Raw genomic sequence first — 14,555 nt, 5'->3', positions numbered from 1 at the left:
GTCCCTCCGGGATAGGGGGAATTTGCCCGGCAACGTCGTTGCAAATCTTTGGAAACCGGACGGTTTCCTGCAGCTTTGCGCCTCGTATCCGAACAAATTCATCCCTACCATTTCACTCAAATTAATGAGTCCTGCCCCTAGTAACGGGCTCAGGTAATATTGTTATTATTCATGATGTAATAACAACGAATTCTTGCGTTATGGAAGTTTTAGTCTGTCGATGATGAGATGTCCTGGTGTGTCTCCGGGTATTTGTATGTTCGACAGGTCTGACAGGATTGGTGTTTGGCTGAATTTCGCGATGCTGTTTGCATTCGTTGCGGTGATGCTTGTTGTCGGCAAGCTGTTCATCGCTCGGTCGGTGGACACCGTCATCGAAGGCAATGCGGAGCGCAAGGCCGCCAACTGGGCCACCTATCTGTCGAAATCCGTCCCGGACCTGGAGCAGCTGATCGACAACGGTGAGCCAACACAGGCGCAGGCCGCGGTCATCGACAAGGCCGTGCAGGTTGCCGACGTCTTCCGTTTCAAGCTGTTCGATGCCGACGCCCGCATGGTGCTGATCTCCGACGAGCTTGGGGCTCCCTTGGAGGCGGGCGCCAGAACGGACCACAACGGCCACGCCCGCGAGGTGATCGACACGGGCCAGGCCGTCATCGAACTTCAGGACGGACGCGAAAAGTCCAACCGGCCGGACCTTTATGTCGAAGCTTATGTGCCGATCCTGGCCGCCGGCGGTCAGACGATCGGTGTCGTCGAAGTCTATCTCGACCAGACCCCGGTCGCGAACCTGTTTCACCGGAATTTCCTCTATCTGGCGGGGGCGCTCGGGCTGGTGGTCCTGGCCAGTTTCGGGGTTCCGTTCATCGCCTACATCCTGAAAATGCGGCAGCAGGTGAAAACCGGCGAGAAGGTGCGTCTGCTCTCCTCGCGGGACCAGCTCACCGGTCTGCACAACAGGGCGACCTTCTTTCAGAAGGTTCAGGATGCGCTTGATGCCGGCCTGCTCGACCTGCGCAAGGCCGCGATCATTTTCATCGACCTGGACAATTTCAAGACCATCAACGACACGTTCGGGCACAAGGCGGGCGACGAATTTCTGCGTCATGTCGGCGCTGCCATCTCCGAACGGCTGTCGCCGAACGACATGGCCGCGCGTCTCGGCGGCGATGAATTCATCATCATTTCCGCGCAGCGCAACATCGATGGCATCGAGGAGCTGATCGAGGCGCTGAGAGCCGCAGTCAGTGTGCCGGTGCGGGTCGACGGCATGGCGCTGAACGGTCATCTGAGCATCGGGGTTCACATCGACCGGTCCGAGCAGCTGACACTGAAAGAGCGGATGCACAAGGCGGATATCGCCCTTTACCAGGCCAAGCTGTCCGGACGGAACACCTGGGTTGTGTTCACACCCGAGCTCGAACAGAAAATCGCCAGACGGCAATATGTCGAGGAGTGCATCCTTGCCGGGTTTTCCGAAAACCGGTTCGAGGTGCATTATCAGCCCTTGATCGAGCAATCGTCCCTGAATGTGGTCGGGTTCGAAGCCCTTCTGCGCCTGACGGATGGCGCGGGCACGCATATCCCGCCAGCGGAGTTCATTCCGGTGGCCGAAAAGGCGGGGGAAATTTCCAGAATTGGAGCCTGGGTGCTGGAGGAGGCGGTTCAGGCCGCGGCATCCTGGCCGCCGCATCTTTTTGTCTCGGTCAATCTGTCGGCGCGGCAGTTCGACGATGGAACTCTGCTGGATTGCGTGAGCGCGTGCCTTGAGCGCAGCGGTCTGGAGCCCCATCGCCTTGAGCTCGAGGTGACGGAAAACATGCTCATCGAGCAAGAAGCGAAGATCATCGACCAGCTCAACGCGCTCAACGCACTGGGTGTGTCGCTGGCAATGGACGATTTCGGCGCCGGCTATTCCAGCCTCGGCTATCTTTGGAAATACAAGTTCAACAAGCTCAAGGTTGACCGGTCCTTCGTGAATTCGCTGACCGGTCCGGACAACAGGACACGGCATGTGCTCGACACCATCATCTCGCTCGGGCACCACCTCGACATGACGGTGACCATCGAGGGCATCGAGTCCGAGGCCCAGGTCGAGGCCTTGAACACGCTGTCCTGCGATCATTTTCAAGGCTTCTATTACGGCAAACCCCTGCCGTCCCATGACCTGGCACCGTTTCTTGCCAATGCAATCCAGCCGAGGAAAAGGCGCTTGCGCGATGCGGCTGCCAAGCCGGCGGGCCCGGCCAAGGGTTTGGGCTAGGCAGCGGATGTTCAAGATCAAGACCCATTTTATATCCAGCGTGATTTGAATAAAGCAGATGTTGCATTGGATACAGGACCGATGGAATGATCTGCGTGGCCACTACGCCCGCACATGTTTTTCAGCAGATAGGATTCCATCCAGCGTCATCAGGATTGCGAAGGGGGGCTAGGCGTCGCGGCCACGGGTGTTCTCAAGTGGTTTGAACCATTTGGCGAGGAAGTCTTCGGCCAGTTATCTGGCGCGATACATGCAATTGGTCCTGACGTAATTGAACGCTTCGGCGGACGTAAACCGGCTGACTTCTCGCGCTTCGTGTGAGAGCGGGTTGGGGCGATCCTTGCCCTGGGGCTTCTTTGCGAGGTCTTCGAGAATCGCCTTTTCCGTCAAACGTCCCGTCCCCTGGTAGAGACAGCGCAACAGCTCCTGGCTGTTCTTTTGTGCCATAAGGCCGACCTCCCGCGACAGGAGTTTCTGAGTGCCGAGATCCAGCCAGAAGAAGCCCGCATTTCTGAGCGTTGTCCAGGCAGCAGTTTCAGCAGCTTCTCCCAACTGCTTTTCGGACGCGTTCATGGTGACGTTGACACTGAAGTCCACCGAGACGCCAAGGGTGAAAAAAATGGCTTTATCCGTGGCCTGCATGCCTTTCGTGAAATTTGCAAGCTGTCCCCAGCCCAGCAGGATGAGGCAACCAGCGCCGGCTTTTACGGCTTCTCCGGCGTCGTTGGTATCCTGGTATTTTGCCACTGCGGTGCCCCCGGTCGCCAGGGTCGCCGCGGCAACGGCCGTTCCGCCCGACGCGACAGAGGCGATAACGGACAGGATCAGAATGCTGCCGTCACGTGTCGCCTTTGCCAATTCCACCGCTTGCGTGGCCCGCGCCAGAAAACTTCGGTTCATTGCATTGGACTGCTCCACAAGCCCGCCATGTTCTCTGCGCAGGCGCATTGTTTTGGTTCGGAGCCCGGCCAGAAAGTTCTCCGCATCCCGGTGGTCCGAGGTGGTCAGCATCGCAAGGAACGCCTGGTACATCTTCTGTGTGATGTCCTTCGCACGGTTATCAACGATGTCCTTGTCATGGTGAAGCGTATTGGACTGACGCATCCTGATTTCGTCCATTGAGAAACCGGGATAGGAGCTGACGACATCAATTCTGACATTTTCGGAGAGCGCGACCATATAGGCGTAGGCCCTGATGACATTCGCGACATTGCCGTAGTTGATCTTCCAAACCGCGCCACCGGGATAGGTGTATTCGCTCCAGCCCATCGCAAATCTCCCTAAGAAAACTGCCAGGTGTGAGTAGATCGGGGGGGGGTGTTATCCGTTCAATTCAAACGTCATATGCATATGTTTCATGCGTCAAATTCTGTTTTCACCAGGACAACCAGACCACGCCATCCCCATTTGAGCGGTCTTCTGTTGGACACTACCATTTTCAAGGAAGGTTTTTGAGATCAGATTGCCAAAATGTCGGCCGATTTGGATTGGCAGCCTTCAAACGTTGCTCACAAGGCAGCTGCCCTTCTCAACCAATCCACCACCACCTCCGCGGTCTCCCTGTTCCGGCTCCTGTGCGACAGCACTGCGTGATAGGCGTTATTCGGCGTCAGCGGCGGCAGGCCGGCGGGGATGAGCAGGCCCTTGTCGACCTGGTCGCCGGTGATCGAGCGCCAGCCGAGCATGACGCCGTGGCCGGAAAGGGCCGCCTGTGTGGCCTGGACGTAGTTTGAGAACCTGAGGCCCTTGGCGGAACCCGCGGCCTTCTGGCCGGTCCGGGAAAGATAGTCGGCCCAGGAAATCCAGCGCCGGTCGCTGGTCTCCACATGGATCAGGAAGGCCGAGCCGAGGCTGCCGCCGGTCTCCATCAGGCGGCGGACATAGGATGGTGCGCAGACCGGTTCGACCCGTTCCTCAAATAGAAGCTCGACCGTGCCGTCGTCCCAGCGGCCGTCGCCATAGCGCATCGCAATGTCCGCGCCGGGACCGAGGCGCGGCACTTCCTGCTGGGTCGTCTGCACATTCACCGCAACATCCGGGTGCTCCAGGTAAAAGGCTTCCAGCCGGGGCATCAGCCAGTAGGTGGCAAATCCGATGGTGCAGGCCAGCGTCACCGTGGCGCCGCTGGGGTCGGTCAGGGCACGAATGTCGTCAAGCGCGCCCGTCAGCCGTTCGCGGTTTTCGGTGACGGCTTTCAGCAGGATCTCGCCGGCCTCGGTCAGGCCAGCGGGGCGGGTGCTGCGGTCGATCAGCGCCGCGCCGACATGGCTCTCCAGCTGCTTCAGCGCCTGGCTGACCGCCGACAGCGACACATTGAGTTCAACCGCCGCCGCCTTGGCGCTGCCGGCGCGCTGCACGGTTTCGAAGACAGACAGCAGGCGAAGCGGCGGCAGTCGGTGCATGGGAAGCGCTCAAGTTTAGTTTTTGCTTAAGTTAACTTCTGTTTTTATCGCCTTTTCAAACCGGCGGCACAAGCGCAATTTCGATGAAACGACCAGAATTACAGATGCTTCCGCTGTTTCGCTCAAGAAGGGACGTCGGAGCTCAGACTTAACTTAAGGACGACAAAGATGCTTGGAACCGGCGAAGCGGGTGTGCTGCTGCAGGAGCAGGGGCTGGACGTGCCGCTCAGCGATGGGCGGATGGCCTATTTCAATTATTACTGGCTGCGCGACAATTGCCCGAGTTCGTTCGATCCGGAAACCCGTGAGCGGGTGTTCGACGTCTTCGGCATGGATGAAGCGCCGAAAGCCGCCAGTGCCGCGATCGCCAACGGCCACCTGGAAATCACCTGGGCCGGCAGCGGCCACGTCACGCGCTTGCCGATGGAGCAGCTGGCGCTGTTCTCCAGGGGCGAGAAACGCGCCGACATCGCCAACCTGCCGCGGGTTCCCTGGTATTCCGATCACTATGGCAAGATCGCACGCTTTGCCTATGACGACCTGATGGCCGACAAGGCCAATGTCCGCGACTGGGCCGAGGCGATGCTGACCGACGGGGTGGCGCTTCTGACCGGCCTGCCGGACACGGACGAAGCCCTGACCGATACCGCCGGTCTGATCGGCTATGTGCGGCCGAGCTATTTCGGCCTGGTGTTCGAGGTCAAGACCCATATCAAGCCGACCAACCTCGCCTTCACCTCCAAGGCCCTGCCGCTGCACACGGACCTGCCCGACGAGGATCTGGCGCCGGGCGTCCAGTTCCTGCATTGCCGGGCAAATTCGGTCGAGGGCGGCAATTCGATCTTCGCCGACGGCCTGGCCGTTGCCGAGGATTTCCAGGCGCTTTACCCAGAGGATTTCAAGCTTCTGGTCGAAACCGACGTGCCCTATTTCTGCGAGCACGACACGTTCGACATGCGCGCGCGCCAGAAGGTGATCGAGCTGGACGAGCACGGCAACATTTCCGGCGTCACCATCAGCCAGCACCACGCCGACATTTTCGACATGCCACAGAAAGATCTCGACCGTTATTACCCGGCCTTTTGCCGTTTCGGCCGGATGATGCGCGACGACAAATATCTGATGCGGTTCCGGCTGAACGCGGGTGAGTGTATCGTCTTCGACAATCACCGCATCGTGCATGGCCGCGCCGCCTACTCGGCCACAAGCGGCAACCGGCACCTGCGCGGCTGTTATACGGACCGGGGCGAATTGCGCTCCACATACCGGATCCTCTCCGGGGAAGGACGGTTCAAATGAGCGTCGTCACCGAGGTTGCCTTCGGCACGTCCGAGTCAAAACCGGAACGGCAGAGCGAACAGGCTCTGCGCGAGGATCTTGCCGCCGCCTTCCGCATCGCGGTGCGGCTCGGCTGGCACGAATCCGTCGGCAACCACTTTTCCGCCGCGGTGTCCGAGGACGGCACCCGGTTCCTGATGAACCCGAAATGGTGGCATTTTTCCGAAATCCGCGCCAGCGATCTTCTGCTGCTCGACGCCAATGACAATCAGGTGATGGAGAAGGACGACGCCCCGGATGCCTCCGCCTGGTGCATTCACGGCACGGTGCACCGGACCAATCCGAAAGCGCGGGTGCTGTTCCACGTTCATCCGCCCCATGCCACCGCGCTGGCCTGTCTCGCCGACCCGTCGATGAAGCCGGTCGATCTCAACACGGCACGCTTCTTCGGCAAGGTTGCCGTCGATCTCGGCTTCGGCGGCATGGCCGACGAGGCGGAGGAGGGGCGGCGGATCGCCGAGACCCTCGGCGACAAGCCGGTGCTGATGATGGGCAATCACGGCGTCTCGATTGCCGCCGAAACTGTGCCGGAAGCCTTCGAGCATCTCTATTTCTTCGAGCGGGCAGCGGAAATTCTCCTGAAAGCCTATGCCTCCGGCCAGCCGCTGGCGGTCATGTCCGACAACCTGGCTGCCAAGACCGCCGCCGAATGGGAGCCCTACAAGGGCATGGGCTACGCCCATTTCGATTACTGGAAGCGGCAGCTGGACCGGAGCGAGCCGGATTACAAGGACTGATCCCGGTCACCGGCACACGCCTGTCCGATTGTCATCGCGGTTTGCCGCGCTAGCGGCAAGACCGGGACCCAGCACGCGGTGTTGCTGGCGACGTGAACAAAACGATTGCTCACGGTGTCCTGGGTCTTCGCTTTCGCGGGATCACAAGTGAAGAGGGCGATGCCGTTCTTGAATTTGCTCTCGCGGATCGAAGGAAAGCGGAAACCCGGCTGAAATCTCACTGATTGCAATCAGGCGGTGTGCTAAGCATCGTTCATGATCAAGCCGAATCCACTCGTCCTGTTGCCGGTCGTCAGTTTCCTCTGGCTCGCCTGTGGTGTTCTGATCGCCGGGCATTTTTACCCGGGCTACAGCCATCTCTCCCAATTCATGAGTGAACTTGGTGCGTCGGGAACGGCGCGCGGGGCCTTGGTGAATGTGTTCGTCTTTGCCGGGGCCGAGATCTGGGTCCTTCTGTTTTTGGGACTGGCGGCAAGGAAAGTCACCCGCAATCGCCTGGCGCTGGCCGGGCTGATCCTGATGCTGGTCTATGCGGGCCTTCTGATGACGGCAGCCTTCTTTCCCTGCGATTTCGAGTGCCGCCCGGTGGATCCGACCCGGTCGCATCTGATCCATGTCAGTGCCGGCATGGCTGCCTATGCCGCCGGCCTGTGCGGCCTTTTCCTGATCTCGGCCGGACTGAACCGGGCGGGGAAACATTCGTTGCCGAGAGGGCTGGAGGTCGCCGGTCTGCTCACCGGCACTGGGCTCCTCGCCGGCATGCTCGTGTCCGAAGGCCATGCAGGTCTGTTTCAGCGGCTGCTGGAGGCGCTTCTTTATCTCTGGATGATCCGGATCGGTTTGGTGCTGTCGCAGGCAAATCCACAGCGTTCGTCTTTGCGGGCGGCGTGATGCGAAGGCGAACAGGCCCTTTTGCTTGGGGGGGGCTAAAAAGAAATCGGCGCTGCCTCATATTCAGTGTCACCCCGGTTCAGTGTCACCCCGGGCGAGCAAAGCGAGACCCGGGGCCTACTCGTTTCCAGAGCCTTGTTGGCTTTGACAAGTTGATTTGCGAGTGAGCCCCGGATCGGCGCTGCGCTTGTCCGGGGTGACACCGAGGGAGATGGGGGGGCAGAAACCAAAAAGCCCTGCCGTTTCCGCCAATTTTGCCCTGTAGTACCCGCCTAATACCCGCTCAATCCCTTTGCCTGCTAGCGTTTCGGCATCGCTTTTTGCCAAGCTGGAGGACAGAGCATGAGTGCGAAAAAGATCCTGATGATCACCGGGGACTTCACTGAGGACTATGAAACCATGGTGCCGTTCCAGACGCTGTTGGCCATGGGCTATGAGGTCGACGCTGTCTGCCCTGGCAAGAAGGCCGGCGATACCGTCGCCACCTGCATCCACGATTTCGAGGGTGACCAGACCTATACGGAAAAGCGCGGCCACAATTTCACGCTGAACGCGACCTTCGCTGAAGTCGACGTCGCCGCCTATGATGCGCTGTTGATCCCGGGCGGCCGGGCGCCGGAATATCTGCGTCTCGACGCAGCGGTTCTTGCCGCCGTCAAACATTTCATGGACGAAAACAAGCCGGTTGCCGCCATTTGCCACGGCGCGCAGATCCTGACCGCCGCCAAGGTCATCAATGGCCGGACCGTCTCCGCCTATCCGGCCTGCCGGCCGGAAGTGGAACTGGCCGGGGCCACCTATGCCGACATCGCCATCGACGGCGCCGTCACCGATGGCAACCTGGTCACCGCGCCTGCCTGGCCGGCCCATCCGGCCTGGCTCTCCCAGTTCAACGCCGTGCTGAAGGGCGAAGCCGCCGGGGCGCTGGCGGCGTAAAGCAGGGCAAGCAGCACCTGCTGAAAACACAGCGTCATCCTGAGGAAGCGCGAAGCGCTGCCGCGAAGTATCGGCCACTTGTTCCTGAGTGTGTTGCCGATCCTTCGAGACGGACCTTGCGGTCCTCCTCAGGATGACGCGGTGTTATTTGGCGAAGACTGTGCATGCGGTTCCCTTCCCCACAAGGGGGAAGGGGATTAGGCTGCACGCGTATCGAAGGCATATGTCCTCGCCGCAATGAAAAACGTGCGAAAAACCAGAAACTCGGAAAACACGGAGGAAACCGGCATGTGCAAATTGTTCATCGACGCGGATCCGGCGCTGTGGGAGAGCACGACCAAGTCGCTCCGGATCGACGGCATGGTGACGTCCGTGCGCCTGGAAACATTCTTCTGGAAAGTGCTCGACGAGATCGCCGCGCGTGACGGCATGAATGTGGTCCAGCTGATCACCAGGTTGCATCACGAGAGCATCGATGCCGGCCATGACCTCGGCAATTTCACCAGTTTCCTACGGGTCTGCTGTGGCCGTTACCTTGCCCTGCAGCTCTCCGGCGACGTGCCGACCGACACGCGCCTTCCCATCGCGGGCCTCGATGCCGACGGTATCCTGGAAGCCGAAAGCGGTCGGGTGCACTGATCGTCTCGAGGGGACTTTGAAAATCCGATAATCGCCGCAGGCCCCAACCTCTCCATCGCCTTCCCGGCCAAGCGCAGCGCGAGCCGGGACCGGGGAGCCACTTGCGTAGTTCGCTCAGTGTGCCCGCATCTCAAAATCCTTGGCTCTCCGGTCCCGGATCTTCGCTTCGCTGCGTCCGGGATGACGCCGGAGAGGTTGCCGTTTGAAGTTTGACGTGTTCAATATCACGCCACCGCCATCTCCTCGAGCGCCTGGCGCATGTCGTCGGCGACCGGGACCGGACATGTGTCGGTCGGAACGGTAAAGAGGCCGAGCCTGCGCGTCAGCCGGCCGAGCCAGACGGACGCCGTCAGCCAGACCAGGAGCGGGGCTGCGACCAGCGGCAGGGCGACGGGCAGCAGCCAATAGAACAGCTCCGGCACATATTCATGGGAAAAGGCGATCGCGGCCACGCCGGTCAGCACCATCCACCAGGTGGCGGAGAGAGCCGCGGTGAGCGGTAGCGAGCCGTCGTCGCGGTCAGCCGTCGGCCAGCCGCTGTCGGCACCGATGACAACCTGGAAAACGGACCGGCAGTGAAACATCATGTGGATCGGCGCCAGGATCGAGGTCAAAAGGGTTTCAAGAAGGAAACCTATAGCAACACCCCGAGCGCCGCCGAAGCCGCGGGCCTCGCCGCTGAGCAGCACCCGGATCGTCAACAGCAGCTTGGGCAGGATCAGCAGCGCGACCAGGCCGAACAGCAGCGCCAGGGCGGTCGCGGTCTCCGGATGCGGAAAGACCGGGAACAGCGAGCGGCCATCGAAATAGACCGGCGGCGAGGCCACCAGCGGCGCGGCCAAGCTGGTCAGCAGGAACACCAGCCAGATCGGCGAGGCCAGATAGGCGAAGATCCCCTGCAGGATCGAGATCCGGCTCCAGAACCGCAATCTTGGCGCGGCCATGATGCGGCTGTGCTGTAAATTGCCCTGGCACCAGCGCCGGTCGCGCTTGGCATAGTCGACCATGTTGGCCGGCGCTTCCTCATAGGACCCCGTCAGGTCCGGATCGAGCCGGACGGTCCAGCCGTCGCGTGCCAGAAGCGCGGCCTCGACCGTGTCGTGGCTGAGGATATGCCCGCCAAAGGGCGGTGTGCCGGTGAGGGGCGCCATGCCGCAGGATGCGGCGAAGGCTCTTGTGCGGATCAGGGCATTGTGGCCCCAAAAGGCGCCTTCGCGGCCCTGAACGGAGGCCAGGCCGCGCGCAAAATAAGGGCCGTAAAGACTGGTTGCGAATTGCAGAAGCCGGCCGAACAGGGTGTTGAGGCCGATGATCCGCGGCAGGGACTGCAGCAGGCCGAGGCGCGGATCTGCCTCCAGGCGGCGGACCATTTCCAGAATGGTGTCGCCGTCCATCAGGCTGTCGGCGTCCAGCACGAGCATGTAGTCGTAGGCGCCGCCGGACGTTGTCAGAAAGTCGGCAATGTTGCCGGCCTTGCGGCCGATGTTCTTCTCGCGCCGGCGGTAGAACAGCCGGCCACCCGCGCCGCGTTTCGTCAGCAGCCGGTGATAGGCAGCCTGTTCCCTGGCCGCGACGTCCAGTTTGGTGGTGTCCGAGAGCACATGAAAATCGAACCGGTCCCGGGCGCGCAACTGGTCGACGGAGCGCATGATCGCTTCCAGACGGGCAAAGACCGGTGCGGTTGCCTCATTGTAGATCGGAAGCAGGATGGCGGTACGGCCCTCGGGCAGGGACGGACCGCGCGGCGGGGCTTCCGGCGGGAACAGAATGCCGAAAAGGGCGATGCAGCCGCCCCAGGCGAGCCAGAAGGCGGCAATTGCCATGAGCGCTATTCGGACCACGTCGAGCCAGTCGAAGCCGTCCGCCTGAACCACCGTCGCGAACAGGAAGGACGCGGCGATGGTCAGGCAGAGCGCGATGATCAGCATGGCCAGCCGCCGGAAGATGACGGTCAACGCAAGAGCCGTGATCCGGGACATTTTATTGGTTCCGCGCCGTCACCGGGACCTGTTTCATCTGCGCGCGTGCGGCGGGCTGGAGCCGTTGCCACAGGCGTACAAACGGCGCCATGCGGACGCCAAGCGGCGGGTTGAGGTCGTGTTCGGGCATTTCAAGACCGTGCTGCGGCGCCGGAACCGCCAGGCACCGGATCAGCCGCAAGCGCTGCTCCGGCTGGCCAAGGCCGCGTTTGAAGTCGCTCAGGGAAAGACACGCGGTCACGGGGAAGGTGTCCCTGTCCAGGGCTGCCAGCAAGGTTTCGTCCGTGAGATCCGGACGCTTCAGAACGGCTCTGATTTCAGAGCCCAAGGACTGCGGCAGGCCTGTTGGTGAACTGCCGAAATCGGTGTTCTCCTGTCTCATCATGATTGTCCACTCCACTGATACATCCAGGTTTCCGTGATGTCGGCGCCGTTCAATTGCAGCGCCAGAATGAACTCGACCGGGATTTCCTCGTCATCCCGTTCGATATCGAGAACCGCCCGCCAGGTGCCGCCCTCTAGGCGTTGGACGAAGCTGTGTTTGACCGAGCCTTTCTGCAGCGACAGCCGGGGCTCCACCGGGGCGTCCGCGCCAAGGCCGGATAGCGCGTCGCCGCCGAACTCGACCACGAATTTCCGGAGTTTCGGATCCGGGTCGGAGGCGGCAGCGCCGCCGTGGCCGGTGCCGGTCGCCACCACCTTGGCGAGTTCCGTACCGGGCTCCGGATCGCGGCCCCAGATCATGCGGTAGGTAAACCGGTGTTCAGAGCCTGCTTCGGTTCCCGCTTCCGGCACCCAGAAGGCGACAATGTTGTCGTGAATTTCCTTGTCGGCGGGAATTTCGGCCAGCATCACCTGACCCTTGCCCCAGTCGTTGACCGGTTCGATCCAGAGCGACGGGCGGCGCTGATATTTGGCTTCCGTGTCCTGATAATGATCGAAGGAGCGGTCCCGCTGCAGCAGGCCGAAGCCGGCGGGAGCCTCCTCCGCAAAGAAGGACAGGGCAAGCGCGTCCGGATTGCGCAATGGGCGCCACAGTCGCTGGCCGTTGCGGCGCAGGATCAGGAGCCCGTCGTTGTCGTGCACTTCCGGACGGTAGTCGTCGAAACCGACCCGGTCGTTCTCGCCGAACAGGAACATCGAGGTCAGCGGCGCAATGCCGAGGCGCTGGACATCGTCGCGCAGGAAAATGCGCGCATCCACTTCCACCACGGTGTTGGCGCCGGGCTTGATGGTAAACTGGTAGGCGCCGGTGACCCGTTCGCTCTCCAGTTCCGCGTAAAGCCGCATTTCCGAGGCGCCGCGGGCCGGACGTTCCAGATAGAAGCGGCTGAAACGCGGGAATTCCTCCGGTCCGGCAATGGCGGTATCGACCGCCAGGCCCCTTGCGGACAGGCCGTAGACATTGCCCTTGCCGAGAGAGCGGAAATAACTCGCGCCCAAAAACACGATCAGCTCGTCGAAATACTCCGGCGTGTTGAGCGGGTGATGCAGACGGAAGCCGGCAATGCCGGGCATTTCGATGTCCTTGAAATCGGACGGGACGAGCGGTTCGCCGTAGATGAAATCCGCGCCGGTGAAATGCACGGGCCGGGCCTTGCCATCGACGACTTCAAAGAGTTCAACCGGTTCCTTGAACAGCCAGCCGGGATGAAAGGCCTGCAGTCGGTAGTTTCCGCCCTGGTCCTTCCAGAGCGAGCGGTCTGGATTGAAGCGGATGGCGCGGTGCTGGTCATAGGTCAGCTTGGCAAGGACTTCGGGAAACTCTGAGCTTGCCGGCTCGTAGGAACGGCCTGCCTTTTCCTTCATCTGTGACACGAGCGATTCGAAGTCGAATGCCTTACCCTCGGGCTCATCGGCTTGAGACGGTTGTGTCGACAGCTCCTCAGCCGCAGCAAAGCCCGGGAGTCCGCCCGCGGACAAGGCTCCGGCGGCAAGCGCAGTTGCCGAAAGAAATACGCGTCGATTGATCACGACGTTAGCCCACCATGTTGAAATTAATGTTCTTTTTGGGTCACAAAATGAGTCAGCACGTGCACTGCAGCAATTTTAGGGAGAAATCCAGACCAAAAAACGGCATTTCTGTGCATTGCAACAAAGCTCGGTTGTTCGCTCTCCCGGAAAACACCTGAGAGAGCGATTGGTTGCCAGAAAGGTCACGAAAAATTCAGCTGGTCTCAGAGACGCCCGACGACTTCGTCCGCGATGGCGAGGCTGGAAGTGAGGCCCGGCGACTCCATTCCGTATAGGGCAACCAGACCTTCCAACCCATGGGCTTCCGGCCCGTCGATGCGGAAATCCGCGGCTGGTTCGCCTGGGCCTGAAATTTTCGGCCGGAAGCCGCAATAATCCGGGATCAGGGAATTGCCCGGCAGTCCGGGCCAGTAGCTGCGGATCGCGGCGTAGAACTTGTCGCCGCGTTTAGGATCAACCTCGAAATCAAAGTCCTCGACCCACTCGACATCCGGGCCGAACCGGGCCTGGTGCTGCAGGTCGAGCGTGATGTGGACGCCGGAACCACCGGGTTCGGGCACCGGATAGACCAACCGGGAAAACGGCGCCTTGCCCTGCAGCTTGAAATAATTGCCCTTGGCGATATAGGCCTTCGGTGCGTTGGCGCCGGGCAGGTCCGCCATCAGGCCGGGCGCGCCGTGACCGGCGGAGACGATCAGTTCCCGGCAGGTGAGGGCCATGCTGTCTCCGTCCGGGGTCACGACCGTCACCTTGTAACCATCGGGACAGGGCGCGATCTCCCGGACCGTGCTGTTGAGCACGACCTGGCCGCCCTGGGCTTCCAGCCCTCCCTGCAGGGCAAGCATATAGCCGTGGCTGTCGATGATGCCGGTCGAGGGCGACCACAGCGCTCCGGCGCAGTCGAGCTCCGGCTCGATTTCCTGCAGCTTCTTGCGGTCGTAGAAGACGAGGTCCGTCAGGTCCGCGGTCAGGGCCTGCTTGTGTAGGCGTTCCAGTTCCGGCAGCTGCGCCTCGTCGGCGGCGACAATCAGCTTGCCCAGGCGCTCATGGGCAATACCGTTCTCGGCGCAGAACTCATAAAGCATGTGCTTGCCGGGCAGGCACAGCTTCGCCTTCAGGCTGCCGGGCGGGTAATAGATGCCGGCATGGATCACCTCGGAATTGCGGGCGCTGGTCTCCGAGCCGATCAGCCCGTGCCGCTCCAGTACCATCACTTCCCGGCCCTTGAGCGCCAGCGCCCGGCCGATTGCCAGTCCGATGACACCGGCGCCAATCACGAGGGTTTCGATGTCAGGCATTGGACGGTTCTTTCCAGAGGTTTCAGCGAATTGGGTAACGGTTCATGGAGGCTTCGGATTAAAGTTACGGCTTCGCCGTTTACCCCCATCCCTAACCC

The 14,555-nt window shown here is 61.3% G+C and carries 12 protein-coding genes; 6 read left to right on the top strand and 6 right to left on the bottom strand.

The window, feature by feature from the left end; all coding sequences use genetic code 11:
- Positions 1-301: 301 nt before the first annotated feature.
- Positions 302-2,263 carry a putative bifunctional diguanylate cyclase/phosphodiesterase gene (locus M0H32_RS21365; protein WP_248157459.1) on the top strand — a complete coding sequence of 654 codons (1,962 nt, stop codon included), beginning with the start codon at positions 302-304 and terminating at the stop codon, positions 2,261-2,263.
- A gap of 234 nt (positions 2,264-2,497) precedes the next feature.
- Here M0H32_RS21365 and M0H32_RS21360 read toward each other — a convergent pair whose 3' ends face one another.
- Both M0H32_RS21360 and M0H32_RS21355 read right to left on the bottom strand, forming a co-directional pair.
- Positions 2,498-3,532, bottom strand: coding sequence for a hypothetical protein (locus tag M0H32_RS21360; protein ID WP_248157458.1), 1,035 nt, complete (start codon positions 3,530-3,532; stop codon positions 2,498-2,500).
- A 239-nt stretch (positions 3,533-3,771) separates the two neighbouring features.
- A complete protein-coding gene (locus tag M0H32_RS21355) occupies positions 3,772-4,665 on the bottom strand; it encodes a LysR substrate-binding domain-containing protein (RefSeq protein ID WP_248157457.1) in 894 nt (297 codons plus the stop codon).
- Positions 4,666-4,833: 168 nt separating this feature from the next.
- On the opposite strand from M0H32_RS21355, the gene M0H32_RS21350 reads away from it, so the two are divergent.
- The 5 genes from M0H32_RS21350 (at position 4,834) to M0H32_RS21330 (ending at position 9,206) form a co-directional block, all read left to right on the top strand.
- Entirely contained in the window at positions 4,834-5,964 is a 1,131-nt protein-coding gene (locus M0H32_RS21350) for a TauD/TfdA family dioxygenase (protein WP_248157456.1), read from the top strand.
- A complete protein-coding gene (locus M0H32_RS21345; RefSeq protein ID WP_248157455.1) occupies positions 5,961-6,740 on the top strand; it encodes a class II aldolase/adducin family protein in 780 nt (259 codons plus the stop codon). The genes M0H32_RS21350 and M0H32_RS21345 overlap by 4 nt, the downstream gene beginning before the upstream one ends.
- A gap of 255 nt (positions 6,741-6,995) precedes the next feature.
- Positions 6,996-7,631 (top strand): DUF998 domain-containing protein, encoded by a 636-nt coding sequence (locus M0H32_RS21340; protein ID WP_248157454.1) that lies wholly within the window; start codon positions 6,996-6,998, stop codon positions 7,629-7,631.
- A gap of 342 nt (positions 7,632-7,973) precedes the next feature.
- Positions 7,974-8,567, top strand: a complete 594-nt coding sequence (locus M0H32_RS21335) for a DJ-1/PfpI family protein (protein ID WP_248157452.1) — start codon at positions 7,974-7,976, stop codon at positions 8,565-8,567.
- 288 nt (positions 8,568-8,855) lie between these two features.
- Positions 8,856-9,206 carry a ribbon-helix-helix domain-containing protein gene (locus M0H32_RS21330; protein WP_248157450.1) on the top strand — a complete coding sequence of 117 codons (351 nt, stop codon included), beginning with the start codon at positions 8,856-8,858 and terminating at the stop codon, positions 9,204-9,206.
- Between the two features lie 224 nt (positions 9,207-9,430).
- Here the strand turns inward: M0H32_RS21330 and mdoH are convergent, their stop codons facing one another.
- The 4 genes from mdoH to M0H32_RS21310 form a co-directional block, all read right to left on the bottom strand.
- Positions 9,431-11,185, bottom strand: coding sequence for a glucans biosynthesis glucosyltransferase MdoH (gene mdoH, locus M0H32_RS21325; protein ID WP_248157448.1), 1,755 nt, complete (start codon positions 11,183-11,185; stop codon positions 9,431-9,433).
- A gap of 1 nt (position 11,186) precedes the next feature.
- The gene (locus M0H32_RS21320; RefSeq protein ID WP_248157446.1) at positions 11,187-11,570 is read right to left on the bottom strand and encodes a hypothetical protein; all 384 of its coding nucleotides are present in this window, start codon (positions 11,568-11,570) and stop codon (positions 11,187-11,189) included.
- Positions 11,567-13,159 carry an OpgD/OpgG family glucan biosynthesis protein gene (locus M0H32_RS21315; protein ID WP_345779354.1) on the bottom strand — a complete coding sequence of 531 codons (1,593 nt, stop codon included), beginning with the start codon at positions 13,157-13,159 and terminating at the stop codon, positions 11,567-11,569. The genes M0H32_RS21320 and M0H32_RS21315 overlap by 4 nt, the downstream gene beginning before the upstream one ends.
- A 203-nt stretch (positions 13,160-13,362) precedes the next feature.
- The gene (locus tag M0H32_RS21310; RefSeq protein ID WP_248157444.1) at positions 13,363-14,457 is read right to left on the bottom strand and encodes an NAD(P)/FAD-dependent oxidoreductase; all 1,095 of its coding nucleotides are present in this window, start codon (positions 14,455-14,457) and stop codon (positions 13,363-13,365) included.
- Positions 14,458-14,555: the final 98 nt, after the last annotated feature.

The sequence above is a fragment of the Roseibium sediminicola genome (assembly GCF_023156505.1).
In the GTDB taxonomy this organism is placed as follows: domain Bacteria; phylum Pseudomonadota; class Alphaproteobacteria; order Rhizobiales; family Stappiaceae; genus Roseibium; species Roseibium sediminicola.
Note: the sequence above shows the minus strand (reverse complement) of the source record. Positions and strands in the feature narration are given on the sequence as shown.

Bases quoted from the DNA above. Each gene is read 5' to 3' on its own strand.
- M0H32_RS21340 (WP_248157454.1), top strand. From the start codon at position 6,996: ATGATCAAGCCGAATCCACTCGTCCTGTTGCCGGTCGTCAGTTTCCTC.
- mdoH (WP_248157448.1), bottom strand. From the start codon at position 11,185: ATGTCCCGGATCACGGCTCTTGCGTTGACCGTCATCTTCCGGCGGCTG.
- M0H32_RS21355 (WP_248157457.1), bottom strand. From the start codon at position 4,665: ATGCACCGACTGCCGCCGCTTCGCCTGCTGTCTGTCTTCGAAACCGTG.
- M0H32_RS21310 (WP_248157444.1), bottom strand. From the start codon at position 14,457: ATGCCTGACATCGAAACCCTCGTGATTGGCGCCGGTGTCATCGGACTG.
- M0H32_RS21335 (WP_248157452.1), top strand. From the start codon at position 7,974: ATGAGTGCGAAAAAGATCCTGATGATCACCGGGGACTTCACTGAGGAC.
- M0H32_RS21360 (WP_248157458.1), bottom strand. From the start codon at position 3,532: ATGGGCTGGAGCGAATACACCTATCCCGGTGGCGCGGTTTGGAAGATC.
- M0H32_RS21345 (WP_248157455.1), top strand. From the start codon at position 5,961: ATGAGCGTCGTCACCGAGGTTGCCTTCGGCACGTCCGAGTCAAAACCG.
- M0H32_RS21320 (WP_248157446.1), bottom strand. From the start codon at position 11,570: ATGATGAGACAGGAGAACACCGATTTCGGCAGTTCACCAACAGGCCTG.
- M0H32_RS21330 (WP_248157450.1), top strand. From the start codon at position 8,856: ATGTGCAAATTGTTCATCGACGCGGATCCGGCGCTGTGGGAGAGCACG.
- M0H32_RS21365 (WP_248157459.1), top strand. From the start codon at position 302: ATGCTGTTTGCATTCGTTGCGGTGATGCTTGTTGTCGGCAAGCTGTTC.
- M0H32_RS21350 (WP_248157456.1), top strand. From the start codon at position 4,834: ATGCTTGGAACCGGCGAAGCGGGTGTGCTGCTGCAGGAGCAGGGGCTG.